This window comes from Streptomyces sp. NPDC006265, assembly GCF_040613555.1.
In the GTDB taxonomy this organism is placed as follows: Bacteria; Actinomycetota; Actinomycetes; order Streptomycetales; family Streptomycetaceae; genus Streptomyces.
The window spans coordinates 1-15,177 of sequence record NZ_JBEXSH010000114.1; the positions used below are offsets into that span (position 1 = coordinate 1).

The 15,177-nt window shown below is 70.9% G+C and carries 11 protein-coding genes and 1 pseudogene; 6 read left to right on the forward strand and 6 right to left on the reverse strand.

The window, feature by feature from the left end:
• Positions 1 to 74: 74 nt before the first annotated feature.
• Positions 75 to 2,177: pseudogene (locus tag ABZ281_RS12535) on the forward strand (beta galactosidase jelly roll domain-containing protein); the annotation flags it as partial.
• Positions 2,178 to 2,394: 217 nt separating this feature from the next.
• Positions 2,395 to 3,381, forward strand: coding sequence for a hypothetical protein (locus ABZ281_RS12540; RefSeq protein ID WP_356654762.1), 987 nt, complete (start codon positions 2,395 to 2,397; stop codon positions 3,379 to 3,381).
• Between the two features lie 9 nt (positions 3,382 to 3,390).
• Here the strand turns inward: ABZ281_RS12540 and ABZ281_RS12545 are convergent, their stop codons facing one another.
• Genes ABZ281_RS12545 through ABZ281_RS12560 form a run of 4 tightly spaced genes read right to left on the reverse strand, consistent with a single transcriptional unit; the run spans position 3,391 to position 8,094 of the window.
• Entirely contained in the window at positions 3,391 to 4,902 is a 1,512-nt protein-coding gene (locus ABZ281_RS12545) for an alpha-N-arabinofuranosidase (protein ID WP_356654764.1), read from the reverse strand.
• A 41-nt stretch (positions 4,903 to 4,943) separates the two neighbouring features.
• Entirely contained in the window at positions 4,944 to 5,792 is an 849-nt protein-coding gene (locus ABZ281_RS12550; protein ID WP_356654766.1) for a carbohydrate ABC transporter permease, read from the reverse strand.
• A complete protein-coding gene (locus ABZ281_RS12555) occupies positions 5,789 to 6,739 on the reverse strand; it encodes a sugar ABC transporter permease (RefSeq protein WP_356654768.1) in 951 nt (316 codons plus the stop codon). The genes ABZ281_RS12550 and ABZ281_RS12555 overlap by 4 nt, the downstream gene beginning before the upstream one ends.
• Entirely contained in the window at positions 6,739 to 8,094 is a 1,356-nt protein-coding gene (locus ABZ281_RS12560) for an extracellular solute-binding protein (RefSeq protein WP_356654770.1), read from the reverse strand. Before ABZ281_RS12560 ends, ABZ281_RS12555 begins: the two co-directional genes overlap by 1 nt.
• 261 nt (positions 8,095 to 8,355) lie before the next feature.
• On the opposite strand from ABZ281_RS12560, the gene ABZ281_RS12565 reads away from it, so the two are divergent.
• The 3 genes from ABZ281_RS12565 to ABZ281_RS12575 all read left to right on the forward strand — a co-directional run bounded on the left by ABZ281_RS12565 (position 8,356) and on the right by ABZ281_RS12575 (position 11,818).
• Positions 8,356 to 8,967, forward strand: a complete 612-nt coding sequence (locus ABZ281_RS12565) for a toxin-antitoxin system, toxin component family protein (protein WP_356654772.1) — start codon at positions 8,356 to 8,358, stop codon at positions 8,965 to 8,967.
• Positions 8,964 to 10,193, forward strand: coding sequence for a DUF6545 domain-containing protein (locus ABZ281_RS12570; protein ID WP_356654774.1), 1,230 nt, complete (start codon positions 8,964 to 8,966; stop codon positions 10,191 to 10,193). The genes ABZ281_RS12565 and ABZ281_RS12570 overlap by 4 nt, the downstream gene beginning before the upstream one ends.
• A 224-nt stretch (positions 10,194 to 10,417) precedes the next feature.
• Positions 10,418 to 11,818 carry an FAD-dependent monooxygenase gene (locus ABZ281_RS12575; protein WP_356654776.1) on the forward strand — a complete coding sequence of 467 codons (1,401 nt, stop codon included), beginning with the start codon at positions 10,418 to 10,420 and terminating at the stop codon, positions 11,816 to 11,818.
• 102 nt (positions 11,819 to 11,920) lie between these two features.
• On the opposite strand, the gene ABZ281_RS12580 is transcribed toward ABZ281_RS12575, so the two are convergent.
• Together ABZ281_RS12580 and ABZ281_RS12585 are read right to left on the reverse strand one after the other, a co-directional pair.
• The gene (locus ABZ281_RS12580; protein WP_356654778.1) at positions 11,921 to 12,769 is read right to left on the reverse strand and encodes an SMP-30/gluconolactonase/LRE family protein; all 849 of its coding nucleotides are present in this window, start codon (positions 12,767 to 12,769) and stop codon (positions 11,921 to 11,923) included.
• Positions 12,766 to 13,539 (reverse strand): IclR family transcriptional regulator, encoded by a 774-nt coding sequence (locus tag ABZ281_RS12585; RefSeq protein WP_356654780.1) that lies wholly within the window; start codon positions 13,537 to 13,539, stop codon positions 12,766 to 12,768. The genes ABZ281_RS12580 and ABZ281_RS12585 overlap by 4 nt, the downstream gene beginning before the upstream one ends.
• A 223-nt stretch (positions 13,540 to 13,762) precedes the next feature.
• Here ABZ281_RS12585 and ABZ281_RS12590 point away from each other — a divergent pair.
• On the forward strand, positions 13,763 to 15,177 hold a 1,415-nt coding region (locus ABZ281_RS12590), incomplete at its 3' end, for a TerD family protein (RefSeq protein ID WP_356654782.1).

Genomic DNA, 15,177 nt, shown 5'->3' on the forward strand with positions numbered 1-15,177 from the left:
GTTTAATGATACGGCCACCTCCGAGATCTACTCCGACCAGACTACACTCTTTCCATACCCGACGCTCTTCCGATCTGCCCGAGTTCGGCGGGGGCTGGTTCGACCCGTGGGGCGGGTCGGCGTTCGACGGCAAGGGGTACGCCGAGGCACGCCGGACCCGGGACGCGGCGTACGAGCGGCGCTTCCACCTCACCAATCTCGCCAACGGCATCACGCTGCACAACGTCTACATGACGTACGGCGGCACCTCCTGGGGCTGGCTGCCCGCGCCGGCCGTCTACACCTCGTACGACTACGGCGCCGCGTTCGACGAGGCCCGCAACGCCACCCCGAAGCTCGCCCCGATGCACCAGGCCGGGCACTTGCTGCGGTTCGTGCCCGACCTCGCCAGGCTGAACCGGGCGAAGTCCGTGCGAGCGGCCGACGAGCGGATCAAGGTCTACCACCTGACCAACCCCGACACCGGGGCCCACTTGTACGTCCTGCGCAACGACACCGCCGAAGCGGTCTCCTCGCCGCTTCCGGACGCCGGGATCGACGTGCCGGTCACCGTCCCGGCCCGCGACGCCAAACTGATCGCCGCGAATCTGCGGCTCGGGCGGCGGACGCTGGTGCACTCCACCGTGCAGCCCATGGTGAGTCTGACCGCCGGGCGGCAGGACATCGCGGTGTTCGCGGGCCGCCGGGGCGAGATGGCCCAGGTCGTGCTGGAGTGCGCGGACGAGCCGACGCCCATGCGGCTGGACGCGGAGCCCGCCTGGGCGTACAACCTGGGCAAGCTCAACATCACGGCCCCGCTCGGCGCCGGCGGGCTGAGCCGCGTGCGGGTCGAGGGCGACGGGGTGGACACACCGATGCTGGTGCTGTTCGCCGACGACGCCACCGCCCTGCGGCTGTGGCCCTACGAGACCCCGTCCGGCGTGCTCCTCGTCTACGGCCCCGCCCTGCTGCGCTCGGCGGAGCTGCGCGGCTCCACGGTCCACCTCACCGGCGATACCACCGGGCAGACCGGCCTGGAGGTGTGGGGGCCGCGCGGGATCACCCACGTCACCTGGAACGGACGCCCGGTCCCCACCCGGATCAGCGCCTCCGGAAGTCTGCTGGCGCTGCGGCCGCTGCCCGGGGTGACCCGGCCGGCCCTGCCCGCCCTGGACGGCTGGCGGCGGCGTGCCGGGAACCCGGAGGCCGAGCCGGACTTCGACGACTCGGACTGGACGACGGCCGACAAGGAGACCACGTTCAGCACCACGCCCGTACCCGACGGGCAGCCCGTCCTGTTCGCCGACGACTACGGCTTCCACTACGGCGACGTCTGGTACCGGGGCGAGTGGACCGGCGCGCACGGCATCGAGTCCGTCTCCCTCGCCTACAGCACGGGCACGCAGGGCCTGCTGATGGCCTGGCTGGACGGCGAGCCGCTCGGCACGCACCGCATGCCGGTCCCCGACAAGGACCGGGCACGGCAGGGGACGTGGACCGCGAAGGCCGGCTTCGACCTGCCGGAGAAGCTGCGGGAGAAGTTCCGTGAGGAGCGAGAGAAGGAACAGGAGCGGGGGCGGGAGCAGGGCGAGAAGCGTGACCGGCACGTGCTGTCCGTGCTCGTCCGCCGGATGCAGCACGACATGGACGGCAAGGCCCTCGACACGCACAAGGCCGCGCGGGGTCTGACCGCCGTCACCTTCGAGGGCGGCTCCCCCGAGGTGACGTGGCGTATCCAGGGCGCTTCCACGCCCGATCCCGTGCGCGGGCCGATGAACACCGGCGGGCTGCACGGGGAGCGCGAGGGCTGGCATCTGCCGGAGTACGACGACGGGGACTGGAAGGACGCCCAACTCCCCCGGTCCGACCGCCGGCAGGGCGTCACCTGGTACCGGACGGACTTCCGGCTGGACGTCGCCCCGGGTGTCGACGCCTCGATCGGGCTCGTCCTCGACGACGACCCGGGCCGGGCCTACCGTGTCCAGATCTTCCTCAACGGCTGGAACATGGGCCAGTACATCAACGACGTGGGCCCGCAGCACACCTTCGTGCTCCCCAACGGGATTCTGCGCACACGGGGTGCCAACACACTGGCACTGGCGGTGTTGTCCGATGGGACCACACCGTCCGGGCCCGGAGAGGCGCGGCTGGCCCTGCTGGGCGCGGCGGCCGGAGGAGTGCCCGTGAAACCGGTGTGACCGGATCGGGCCGTCCGCGCGCATTGCCTTCTCCGGCAGGCTGGTTCACCGTGTTGAGCCTTCGGGCCGCGACAGGGAGGGGACTTCTGTGCGAAGACGACGGTTCATCAGCGGATTAGCCGGTGCCGGGGCGGGTCTGGGACTCGCCCCGGTGGGCGGCGGGCGGGCCACCGCGGCGCCCGCACGGGCAACAGGGGCGCCCCGGGAGTGGCAGGCCGTGCCGGCACCGGACGGCACGCCGGCCGCCCAGCTGCGGGACGTCGCCGCCGCCGGGGACGGCCTGGCGTGGGCCGTGGGCGAGGAGGGCCGCAGCGCAAGCACCCTCGGCTCGCCCCTGGCTCTGGTGTGGGACGGCACGGCATGGGCGCGGACCGGCCTCGCCCACCTGGGTTTCCGCGGCTATCTGCACTCCGTCGCCGGGACGTGCGCCCGCTCGGCGTGGGCGATCGGCGCCGACACGGCCGGCGCCACGCATCTGCTGGCGTGGGACGGAACGACCTGGCGGGAGACCGACTTCCCCGGCCGGGGCAGGTCCGGCACCTCCCTCACCGGCGTCGCGGTCGACCCGGGCGGCGGAGCCTGGTTCTCCGGGCGCACCTCCGAGGGCCTGCTGCTCCTGCACCACGACGGCGGCGCCTGGACCTGGCTCCCCGCACCACCGAGCACGCCCACGGTCACGCCCTCGGGTGTCCAGCTCACCCCGCGCGGCGACGTCTGGCTGTACGGCGTCGGCATCGTGGCCCGCTGGAACGGCTCCGCCTGGACCGAACTGCCCGCCTACCAGGGCCTGCGCGCGAGCCTCACCGGGCTGCTGCCGGTCGCCGACGACGATCTGTGGCTCGTCGGCTACGACTACGGCGTGGGCGGACCGATCGGCAAGCCCCCGGGCGTCCTGCTCCTGCACGGTGACGGCAGCACCTGGCAGGGCGTCACCGAGCCGTTCGGTGTCGGCATGCTGAACGGGATCGTCGCCGACGCGCGGGGGCGGCCCGACCGGATCGCCGGCTGGGACTTCTGGGACCAGACCCGGGCCCACTACCTGCGCTGGGACGGCACGGCCTGGGTGAGCGAGCGGGGGCCGGTGGCCACGACCCCCGTCGTCATGAACGCCCTGGCGAAGGTGCCGGGCTCGGACGGCTACTGGGCGGTCGGGACGGCCTCGACCTCGGCGTCCTCGACCGCCCTGCCACACATCGAACGCTGACCGGGGCCGTCACGCCAGCCGGATCACGTTCCAGGACAGCGGCTCCAGGACGGCGCTGAGCGTGCCGTCCTGGAGCGCCGTGCCGTCGACCGCGTGCGGGGCGACCCGCTCCGGGTCGTCGAGGGTGTTGCGGGCGTCGGGGTCGGCGTCCGCGAGGGCGCTGTGCTCGACCACGCGGGTCAGGTCGAGGCCGCTCAGGGCGACTTCCAGGGGCAGGGCGTCGGTCCGGCTGCGGTTGACGGCGAAGACGGTGACGGTGCCGTCCTCGGCGCGCACGGCGGTGGCGTGGAGCAGGTCGGTCTCGCCGTACTTCTTCGTCTCGTGCTTCGGGGAGTCCACGCGCACGTCCAGGACCTGACCGCGGCCGTACCGCGCCGCCTGCGCGAACGGGAAGAACGTGGTCTGGCGCCAGGCCGGGCCGCCGGGCTCGGTCATGATAGGCGCGATGACGTTGACGAGCTGCGCGAGGCAGGCGACAGTGACACGGTCGGCGTGCCGGAGCAGGGCGATGAGGAGCGAGCCGAAGACGACCGCGTCCATCACGCTGTAGTTGTCCTCCAGCAGGCGCGGGGCCTCGGCCCAGTCCCGCGCGCCGGAGTTCTCGATCTCGTGCCACTCCGAGATGTACCAGACGTTCCACTCGTCGAAGGAGAGGTTGATCTTCTTCTTCGACTTCAGCTTCGCGCCGATGTGGTCGGCGGTGGCGACCACGTTCTCGATGAAGGACTCCATGTCGACGGCGGAGGCCAGGAAGGAGTCGAGGTCACCGTCCTCGGGCTGGTAGTAGGCGTGCAGGGAGATGTAGTCGACGAGGTCGTACGTCTCCTCCAGGACCGTCGCCTCCCACGCGGCGAAGGTCGGCATGGACTGGCTGGAGGAGCCGCAGGCGACGAGTTCGACGCCCGGATCGATCTGGCGCATCGCGCGGGCGGTCTCGGCGGCGGTCCGGCCGTACTCCTGGGCGGTCTTGTGGCCGGTCTGCCAGGGGCCGTCCATCTCGTTGCCCAGGCACCAGAGGTTGATGCCGAAGGGGTCCTTGTCGCCGTGCGCGGCACGGAGGTCGGACAGGGCCGTGCCGGCGGGGTGGTTGGCGTACTCCTGGAGTTCGAGGGCCTCGGCGACACCCCGGGTGCCGAGGTTGAGGGCCATCATGGGCTCGGCCTGGGGGCCGATCTTCTTCAGGAAGGCGATGTACTCGGAGAGGCCGAAGCGGTTGGTCTCGGTGGAGCGCCAGGCGAGGTCGAGGCGGCGGGGGCGGTCCTCGACCGGGCCGACCGAGTCCTCCCACTTGTAGCCGGAGACGAAGTTGCCGCCGGGGTAGCGGATGGCGGTCACGCCGAGTTCGCGGACGAGGTCCAGGACGTCCTGGCGGAGTCCTTCGGCGTCCGCGGTGGGGTGGTCGGGTTCGAAGATACCGGTGTAGACGCAGCGGCCGAGGTGTTCCACGAAACTGCCGAAGAGGCGGGGGTTGACCTCGCCGACGGTGAAGGCGGGGTCGAGGGTGAAGCGGGCCTTGTGCATTTTCGCCTTTCGGGGTGGGTGGTTCTCTTTTGAGAAGGGCGTTACTGACCTGCCAAGCCTGTATGTGCCACGCCGGCCACTATCTGCCTCTGGAAGAACACGAACACGATGATCAACGGCAGGCCCGCCATCAGGCCGCCGGCCATGAGCTGGGCCCATTGGATGCCGTAGGAGTTCATGACGGTCGCGATGCCGTTCGGCATGGTCATCAGGTCGGGGTTGTTGGTCACCATGTACGGCCAGAGGAAGTTGTTCCACGAGGCGATGAAGGTGAAGATGCCGACCGCGGCGAGGGAGGGGCGGGAGAGCGGCAGGACGATGGTGAAGAAGACCCGCCAGCGGCCGGCGCCGTCGATGAACGCGGCCTCCTCCAGCTCCGGCGGGATGCCCTGGAAGAACTTGTAGAGGATGTAGACCATCGCGGCGGGCGCGCACTGCGGAAGGATCATGCCCCAGTAGGTGTCGACCATGCCCATCTGCTGGACCGTGGTGAACAGCGGCACGCCGAGGACGGCGGGCGAGATCATCAGGCCCGCCATGACCAGGCCCATCAGGACGTTCTTGCCGCGGAACTCGGTGCGGGCGAAGCCGTAGCCGGCGAGGGCGCTCACCAGCAGGACGACGGAGGTCACGCAGACCGAGACGACCAGGGAGTTCACGAACCAGTTGGTGATGTTGCCGGACTCGAACAGGGCCTTCCAGGCCTGGCCCGTCCAGTCCTTCGGGAGCCAGTGCGCCGGGACCTCCACCGCCTCGGTCTCGGACTTGAGCGAGGTGAACAGGCCCCAGGCGAAGGGGGCCAGGAAGACGACGGAGACGGCGGCGCCGAGGAGGGTCAGCACGATCTGACTCGGGGTCCACGGCTTGCGGGGCTGTGCGGCCGTACTCATCGGGCGGTCTCCTTGACGTTGCGCAGCAGCCACATCCGTGCGAGGGCGACGGCCGCGATGATCACGAAGAAGATGACGGAGATCGCGGAGGCGTAGCCCACGCGGTAGCTGGTGAAGCCCTCTTCGAGGGTGTACTGCACGAAGGTGCGGGTCGAGCCCTCGGGTCCGGGGAGGAAGTCCATCATCACGACGGCCTGGTCGAAGATCTGGAGCGAGGCGAGGACCTGGAGGGCGATGACCAGCCCGGTGATGTTGCGCAGCATCGGCAGGGTGATGTGGACCATGCGGTGCCAGGCGTTCGCGCCGTCCAGTCTGGCGGCCTCGTAGAGGTGGTCCGGGATGCCCTGGAGGGCGGCGAGGTAGAGCAGGAAGCTGAAGCCGACGGTCCACCACAGGGTGGTGATGACGATGGCGAGCATCGCGTAGGACTTGTCGGTCAGCCAGGGCGTCTCGAGGCCGAAGACGTGGTCGATCATGCCGGTGCCGGGGTTGAACAGCCACTGCCACAGGTTGGCCGCGACGGTTGACGGCAGCAGGAACGGGGCGAAGAAGCAGAGCCGCCACAGCCACTTGCCGCGTTCGATGTGGTGGGCGAGCATCGCGAGGAGGAAGGCGAGGACGGTGATGCAGGGGACGACCAGCAGCGTGAAGTACGCGCTGTTGCCGAGGGAGTCCCACACCAGGGGGTCTTCCAGCGCCTCGCGGTAGTTGTCGAGGCCGACGAAGCTCGCGCCCTCGCCCGTGATGTTGGCGTCGGTGAAACTGAGGTAGACGCCGCGCAGCAGCGGCCAGATCACGAAGACGGCGAAGAGCATCAGGAACGGGGCGACGAACCAGCCGCCGTGCTGGAAGCCCTGCTTGCGGCGGAGGGTGGCGCTGCCGGCGGCGGTCGTCGCGCGTGCGGGTGCGGGTGCGGGTGCGGCGATGGTGTGGGCGCTGGTCGCCATCAGGCGGCACCTCCTTCTGCGGCGGTCTTCCCGTCCATGGGGTTCTTCGTGGCGAGGAGTTGGGTGAGCGTCTTCTTCATGCGGCCGGCCGCGGTCTCCGGTTTGGCGGAGCCCATCGTCGAGGAGACGACGATGGGGCCGACGCGCTGGGCGAGGATGCCGGTGGAGCCCGCGAACCACACCTTCGGCTCGGTGGCCTGATGGTCCATGGCGGAGGTGTACTCGCTCTGCGGGTCCAGCTTCCTGTACGCCGCCGTGGACAGGGTGGGGGTGTACGCGGGGATGTGGCCGCCGGCCGCCCACTGCTGGGCGTGCTGGACCACGTAGGCGGCGAGTTGGTGAGCGGCCTCGTTGGTGGCGCCGGCGCGGTCCGACTGGTGCGGCAGGACGAAGGAGTGCGACTCGGCGTGGGTGGCCGGCCGGCCGAAGACGGGCGGCAGTGGGGTCGCTCCGTAGTCGAGCTTCGCTCCGGAGTAGACCGGGACCGACCAGTTGCCCTCCCAGACGAAGGGGGAGCCGTTGATGAACTGTTCGGCGCTCGCGAGGCCTCCGAAACCCGGGTCGGAGTACCCGTCGGTGACGTGCCGGCGCAGGAACTGAAGGACCTGGACGGCCTTGTCGGTGTCGAAGGTGGCCTCGGTGCCGGCGGCGTTGAACCAGGTGCCGCCGAGCTGGGTGTAGAAGGCGACGAAGAACCACCACTGGAAATTCTGGTCGGCGTTCCACATGCCGATGGTCTGGAGCCCCTTCTTCGTGGCGCGCTTCGCCTCCTTCAACACGTCGAACCACTCGTCGGGGGAGGTGACCGGCACGATCCGGCCGTCGTCGCCGAGCAGCCCCGCCTTCTTCAGCACGTCCTTGCGGTAGAAGCAGAGCTGGACGTGGATGTCGAGCGGGAGGGCGTAGAGCTTGCCGTCGATGACGCCGCGCTTCCACAGGGTGGGGTTGTAGTCCTGCTCCCGGACGCCGTACTTGGCGAGCAGGCCGACGTCCCAGGGGTCGAGGAGGCGGCCGGGTGCGAAGCCGGTGACCCGGCCGAGGTGCATGACGCCGAGGTCGGGGGCGCGGTTGCCCGCCGCCGCCATGGCGAGTTTGGTGTAGAAGGGGCTGCCCCACTGGAGCGTGGAGTCCTTGACGGCGATGTCCGGGTTGGCCGCACGGAAGGCGTCCAGCATCGCGATCATGTTGGAGCCGTCGCCGCCGCTGAAGAGATTCCAGTAGCGCACCCGTGTCTCGGCGTCGGCGGCGAGTGCGTCGGCTCCGGTGCCGAGCGCGGCGAAGCCGAAGCTGCTCGCCACGAAGAGGCCGCCGAGCCCGCCGAGAAGCTGCCTGCGATTCAGGTCAGGTCGTCCCATGCCCTGCCCTTACGATCGATGATCAGAAACCGTTCGGTATTTCGGATGCCGCTCGTTACTTCGAACGGGACCGTAAATTCGAAGCGCTTGCGCGTCAATGGTCACGCCAGATTTCAGACAGGACGTTCCGGGCAGGAACGGTCGTTCTCCGTTGAACATCGGACGTCGGATCGCATGACGCGCACACTTTCCGGCGCGTAGTCTCGGACGCGCCGACAGCCCGTCGTCGGTCGACGGGCCGGGCGGTGAGAAGGGGGAGCGATGGACATCGCGGGCGCGCGGACCAGGGCCGCCCGAGTCGCCGCCGCGCTCAGGCGAACACGCGGTGGCTCAGCCATGCGCGGCCTGGCCGCCGAGCTCGCCACCGCGGTCGGGGCGAGACCCCGGCACCCCACCGACGTACGGTCGTTGTGCCGGGCGCTGTGCGAGGAGATGAGCACCCGGCGCGGCGGACGGCTCGTCGAGCTGCGCTTCGAACGCTTCCCGGACGAGATCGAAGTGACCGGCCTGTGGGTGGAGTTCCAGGACTTCGACCTCGTCATCGTCGAGGAACGGGCCGAGGCCGTGCAGCAACTGGTCATACTCGGGCACGAGCTGTGGCATCTGCACGCCGGGCACCGGCATCACCAGGGGGCGGGTGCGGCGGCGGCCGACGCGTTCGCCGACCGGCCGGGGTGGAAGGACGTCGCGCTCGCCGTGGCCGCCCGCAACGGCTCCCGGGAACGGGACGAGTACGAGGCCGATGCCTTCGGACATCAGCTGGCGGCGCGCTGCCGGGCGCTGCTGCCGGGCGGGCGCGGGCCGGACGTACCCCTCGAACCCCTGCAGCGGTCGCTGGGCTACCGGGGACCACGAGGAGGTGCGGCACCGTGACGACGGTGGCGCTGACCCCGGCCGAGTTCGTCAACCAGTTCTATCCGAACTTCTGGTGGATCCCCGCGGGGGTCCTCGCCGCCGCCCTGGCCATCAAACTGCCGAGCATCATCCGGCTCTGGAAGGACCCGATGCTGCGCGCGGTCGGCGGGCTGCTGCTGCTCGCCTGCGCGGTGTTCGTCTTCGTGGCGCCGTCGACGATCGCCCGGGTCAACCGGCTCACCGGGGTGGCGAATTTCTCCGGCCCCTGGGTCTACTCACTGCTCACCGCGTTCTGCGCCTTCTGCCTGCTGCTGATCATCTCCTGGCGCAACGGCCTCTCCGACCGTTCGGACCGCACCCGGCGCGCGATGCGGGGGGTCGTGGCGGTCTATTCGAGTGTGATCGTCGCGATGTGGGTGCTGTTCGCTCTCGCGGACGTACCGGTGGAGCGGCTGCGGGATCTCGACACGTACTACGCGAACACCCCGTACATGCGCGAAGTGATCGTGCTCTACCTGCTCGCGCACACCGTGGCCGCGCTGGTCACCAACGGGCTGATCTGGAACTGGGTCCGCACGGACGGGCTCGACTCGCTGCTGCGCTGGGGGCTGAAGTTCCTCGGCGTGGGATACGCGGCGCAGTTGCTCTTCGACGCCGCCAAGATCAGTGCAGTGGTGGCCCGTTGGTCCGGGCGGAACCTGGACTGGCTGAGCACGGCCGTCGCCCCGCCGCTCGCCTGTCTGTCCGCCGTGCTCATCGCCGTCGGCTTCATCCTCCCGCACGCGGGGCAATACCTGCACGGCCGCTGGCACGTCCGGCTCGCCCTCCACGAACTGCGACCGCTCTACCTGCTGATGAAGACGGTCAACGGCACAGGGGTCCCGTTCCTGCTGCGCGCGACGCCGGAGCTGCGACTGGTCCGCCGGGAGACGTTCATCCGCGACGTGCTGCTGCCGCTCGCCCGGCACATCGACGAGGACCGGCGCGAACGGTTCCACGAGGCCGCCCTCGCCCTCGGCCACCCGCCCGACCTGGCGAAGTCACTCGCCGCCACCGCGGCGATCCTGGACGCGGCCGACGCCAGGGACCGGACACGGGAGGACGACGGCACCGGTGCCCGTGACACCACGGAACTGCTGCGCGAGATCGGCGCCGTGTCCCGGGTCCTGCGCCGCACGGAGGACCTCCGGGCGATCCGCGCCCTGGCGCGTGACCACACGGACGGCAGGTCGCTCACCGCCTGACCACGCCCCCCGAGGTCACCCCCGGCGGCATTCACGGACGAGACCCGCACGGGGGGCTGCGGGCGCGGAACGTGAAGGTACGGTGAGAGCCGTCCGGGACGAGGGCCGCATGGCCCGAAACCGGTGCCGGCGGGCGGTGTTGTGCGCTGCGCGCGGCGGTGGCCGGACGTCGGGGAATGCCCGCAGGGCTTAAGGAGCCTTCATGGCTGAGTGCGAGGAGTCGCATGTCGCGTAGAGCAGTCGTCATCGGTGCGGGTCTGGCCGGCATGCTGGCCGCGGCGGCCCTGTCCGCCGTCGCGGACGAGGTGGTCGTGCTCGACCGCGACGATCTGCCCGAGGGGCCGGAGCACCGCAAGGGCCTGCCCCAGGGACGTCACGCGCATCTCCTCATGGCCGGCGGGCTGGCCCCCATGGAGGACCTGGTGCCGGGCGTGAGCATGCGCAAGCACCTGCTCGCCGCCGGTGCGCACGAGATACCGCTCGGCTCGGGCATGGTCGCTCTCACGCCCGAGGGCTGGTTGCGGCGCTGGCGTCACCCCGGCCCGAGCATGCTGACCTGCACCCGGGCGCTCCTCGACTGGGCGGTGCGGGGCGCCGTGCTGGACAACACCGGGGTGGTGATCCGCACGGCGCGGGTGCTGGAGCTGACGGGGTCACGGCAGCGTGTGACCGGGGTCCGTCTCTCGACCGCCGCCGGGGAGGAGGACCTCACCGCCGATTTCGTGGTGGACGCGAGCGGACGTGGCTCTCGGATCGTGCACTGGCTGGCGCGGCTGGGCGTCGACGACGTGCGCGAGAAGACGGTGGACGCCGGCCTGGTGAACGCCACCCGTCTGTACCGCACTCCCGAAGGGGCCGGGCGTTTCCCCCTGACCATGGTGCAGGCCGATCCGTACCAGGGGCGGCCCGGACGCAGCGGCATGGTGCTGCCGATCGAGGGGGACCGCTGGATGGTCAGCCTCGCCGGCACGCGGGGCGGCGGCGAACCGCCGTCCGGCCCGGACGCGTTCCTCCGGTACACCCTGGACCTGCCCGACCCCATCGTGGGCCGGCTGATCTCCGGCGCGGAGCCGCTCACCGAGGTCCATGTCAGCCGCAGCACCAGCAATCACCGCCGGTACCTGGAGAAGGTCCGTTCCTGGCCCGAGCGCCTCGTGGTCCTCGGTGACGCGCTGGCCACGTTCAACCCCGCCTACGGACAAGGCATGTCGGTGGCCGCGCTGGGCGCCCGGGAGCTGGACCGCGAGCTGCGGCGGTCCGGGCTCGGCGATCCCGGGCTCGCCCGGCGTGTGCAGCGGCGGGCGGCCAGGCCGGTGGAGGCCGCGTGGACGATGGCGGTGAGCCAGGACGTCTGGTACCCCGGGACGCGCGGGGGCTCGCCCGGGGTAGCCGATCGTCTGGTCACCGCCTACACCCGCCGCATGATCCGCACGGCGACCGGCTCGTACCCGGCGGCGTCGGCGCTCTGGGACGTGATGAGCATGACGACGGGGCCGACTCGGCTGCTACGGCCCTCGACCGTCCTGGCGACGCTGAGCGGGCCGCCGTTGCCGGCGGCGGTGGGGGCGCCGTTGACGGAGGAGGAGCGGACGCTCCTGCGGCGGCTGGACCGGACGGGACGCTGAGGCCGGGGCGTTCCGGTCCGGTGTCGGCGCTCCGTCGGCGTACGCGCGCCTGCGGGTGTCTCGCGGACCGGCCGCCCGCGCCCCCTGCCCCCCTGCCTGGCGTCAGCCTGCGAACGGCGGGTGCGCCAGTCCCTTACCCGCCCCCGGCACCACGAACAGGGATCCCGCGAGCGCGGGCGGCTCGGTCAGCCCCACCCGAGCCGTGGTGATGTACAGATCGCTCAGGTCGGCCCCGCCGAACGCGCAGGCCGTGACCAGCGGCACCGGCAGCTCGATCACCCGGTCCAGCTCGCCGTCCGGGGTGTACCTCCGCACCGCCGACCCCTGCCACAGGGCGACCCACACGCACCCCTCGGCATCCACGGTCAGCCCGTCCGGAAAGCCCGCGCTCTCCTCGATCTCGGCGAGGGTCCGCCGCCCGGTGATCCGCCCGTCCGCGTGGTCGAAGACATCGACGCGCCGGGTCGGGGAGTCGATGTAGTACATGAGGCGCCCGTCGGGGCTCCACCCCGTGCCGTTGCTGACGGCCACTTCGTCGAGCACGACGTCGACCGAGCCGTCCCCGGTGACGCGGGACAGCGTGCCGCCCCCCGGTGCCTCGTCGTAGCGCATCGTGCCCGCCCAGAGCGCGCCGTCGGGGGCGACGGCGGCGTCGTTGGCGCGGCGGCCGGAGACCGGCTCGTGGTGGAGCCAGCGGAAGCCGCCGTCGGGATCGAGGAGGCCGATCCCGTCGCGCAGGTTCAGCACCAGCCCGCCGCCGGCGCGCGGCTTGACTGCGCCGATGTGCTGTTCCGTGCGGCGCACGGCGCGGCGTCCGGTGGCCGGGTCGTAGGTGTGCAGGCGGGAGCCGAGGATGTCGATCCAGAGGAGACGGCCGGCCGCCGCGTCCCAGGTGGGTCCCTCGCCGAGCTCGGCCTCGGCACGCACCGCGATCTCGTACGGCGTCGTCATGCGGGGCTCCGGTGCCCGAGGTGCTCGGACAGTTCGGCGGCGCCCTTGGCGGCGAGCTGCTCCAGCTCGGCCCGGCGCTCCTCGCTCCAGCGGATCATGGGCACGGAGATCGACAGGGCGGCGACGACCTGCCCGGTGCGGTCGCGGACCGGCGCGGCCACGCAGGACACGTCCGGGTTGGACTCGCGGTTCTCCACGGCGAGGCCCCGCTCACGGATCTCGGCCAGAGCCTCGCGCAGGGCGCCCGGGTCGGTGATGCTGTTAGGGGTCATCGCGACCAGCTCGGCGCTGTCGGGGATGCGCGCGGTGAGCTCCGGCTCGGGAAGGGAGGCCAGCAGCATCTTGCCGACGGACGTGCAGTGCGCGGGCAGCCTGCGGCCGGCCGCCGACACCATCCGCACGGCGTGCGTGGAGTCGACCTTGGCGATGTAGATGACGTCCGTGTCCTCGAGGATCGCCACGTGCACGGTCTCGTCGCAGGTCTCGGCGACGGTCCGGGCGACCTGCTGACCCTCGGCCGCGAGGTCGAGCTGCTCGGAGTAGCGGGCACCGAGCTGGTAGGGGCGCACACCGAGCCGGTAGCGTCCGGGCTGGCCGGGCATCGGAACGATGTACTTCCGGGCGGCGAGCGTGGTCACCAGCTCGTGCACGGTGGTGCGCGGCAGCTGGAGCCGGCGCACGATGTCGGGGGCGGAGAGCGTTCCGTCCCCGTCGAGAAAGAGCTCGAGAATGTCGAGAGCCCGGGTCACAGCTGGTACGAGGCGTCCCACGACCGGCACCCTCCCTAATATGTCTCGGCGCCTGCGTTCGAGATTTCAACAGGCGATCGGCATGACGAACACAGGCTAGCCATAGAGGAATGCCCGGGCAATGGGCAGCAGCCTTACGAGCGGAATCCCACGAGCGCCCCACGTTCGCGTGGTCTGCACATTAAAGTGCCCGGTGTGCGACACGTCACAGGTGTCGCAGAGGTGGGGGGGTTCTGTGCGTGACATGACCATGGGCTCGAACGTGTCCTTGACGTCCCTGAGCGAGAACGTCGGCTCCGCGATCGTCAGCCTGTGCTGGTCCAGCCCGACCGGGGAGGGCGACGCCGACGTGTCCGTCCTGCTGCTGGACGGGAACGGCAAGGTACGCAGCGATGCCGACTTCTACTTCTACAACAACCCGGTGGCCGCCGACGGAAGCGTGCAACTGCTCGGCAAGGAGCCGACCGGAGACGGCAGCGAGGATCGGATCAGCTTCGACCTGACCGCGGTCCCGGCCGAGGTGGATCGGATCGTCGTGGCCGCGAGCCGCTACGAGGGAGCGCGCTTCGGCGAACTGGACGACGTGCAGGTGACCCTGGCCGACGCCGTGGGCGAGAGCCTCCTCCGGTTCGTCATCGAGGACGCCGGCCAGGTGAGCGCGATCATCTTCGGTGAGCTGTACCGACGGGGCGAGGAGTGGAAGTTCCGGGCCGTCGGTCAGGGGTACGAGAGCGGGCTGGCGGGGCTGGCGACGGACTTCGGCGTCGACATCGAGGACGACGAGGCGGAGTCCGGGACGGAGGCGGCGCAGGAACGCGTCGTGAGCACCCCCGACACCCCGCCGCAGGCGACGCTGGAGGCGGTCCCCGCACCGCGCCCGCCGGCCGAGGAGGAGGTCGCGCCGAAGAAGCGGGCGGCCGCCAGGCCCCGTACCGCGAAGAAGAAGGTCACACCGCCCAGGGAGCCCGTGAAGAGCCTGGCGGAGAACGAGTCGTGGAGGCAGGCCCGGCTCTTCCCGGTGTCGGCGCTCAAGAACGACCGGGACCGGGAGACGCGGGCCACGTCGGTGCTGTTGTCGGTGATGACCCAGGTGCCGCGGTTCGGCAGGCGCATCACCGCCCCCTTCGGCGCGCCGTCCGGCCGCATGGAGACGTTCACCGAGGTCTGCCTGCCGCACGGGGACACACCCCGGCGCCCCGACGGAGTGATCCGCGTCGAGCGCGCGGGCAAGCTGTGGACGGCCCTCGTCGAGACCAAGACCAACGGCAATCCCCTGAAGTCCGACCAGGTGCAGGCCTACATGGACATCGCGGCCCGGCGTGGCTACGAGGCCGTGGTCACCCTGTCGAACGACGTGGCGCTGGAGGGCAGCCCACTGGTCGACGTGAAGATCGACCGGCGCCGCAAACACCAGGTGGCGCTCTGGCACCTGTCCTGGGCCGAAGTGGCCCACCAGGCCCAGATGCTGATCCGGCACGAGGGCGTCGGCAACGCGGCGCACACCTGGTTGCTCCAGGATCTGCTCCACTACCTCCAGCACGACAACTCCGGTTGCCACGGCTTCCAGAACATGGGCGCCGCATGGGTGCCCGTGCGCAACGGGATCAACGACGAGACCCTCTGCCAGGGCGACCCCCGGGCCCTGGAGGTCGTGGAGAG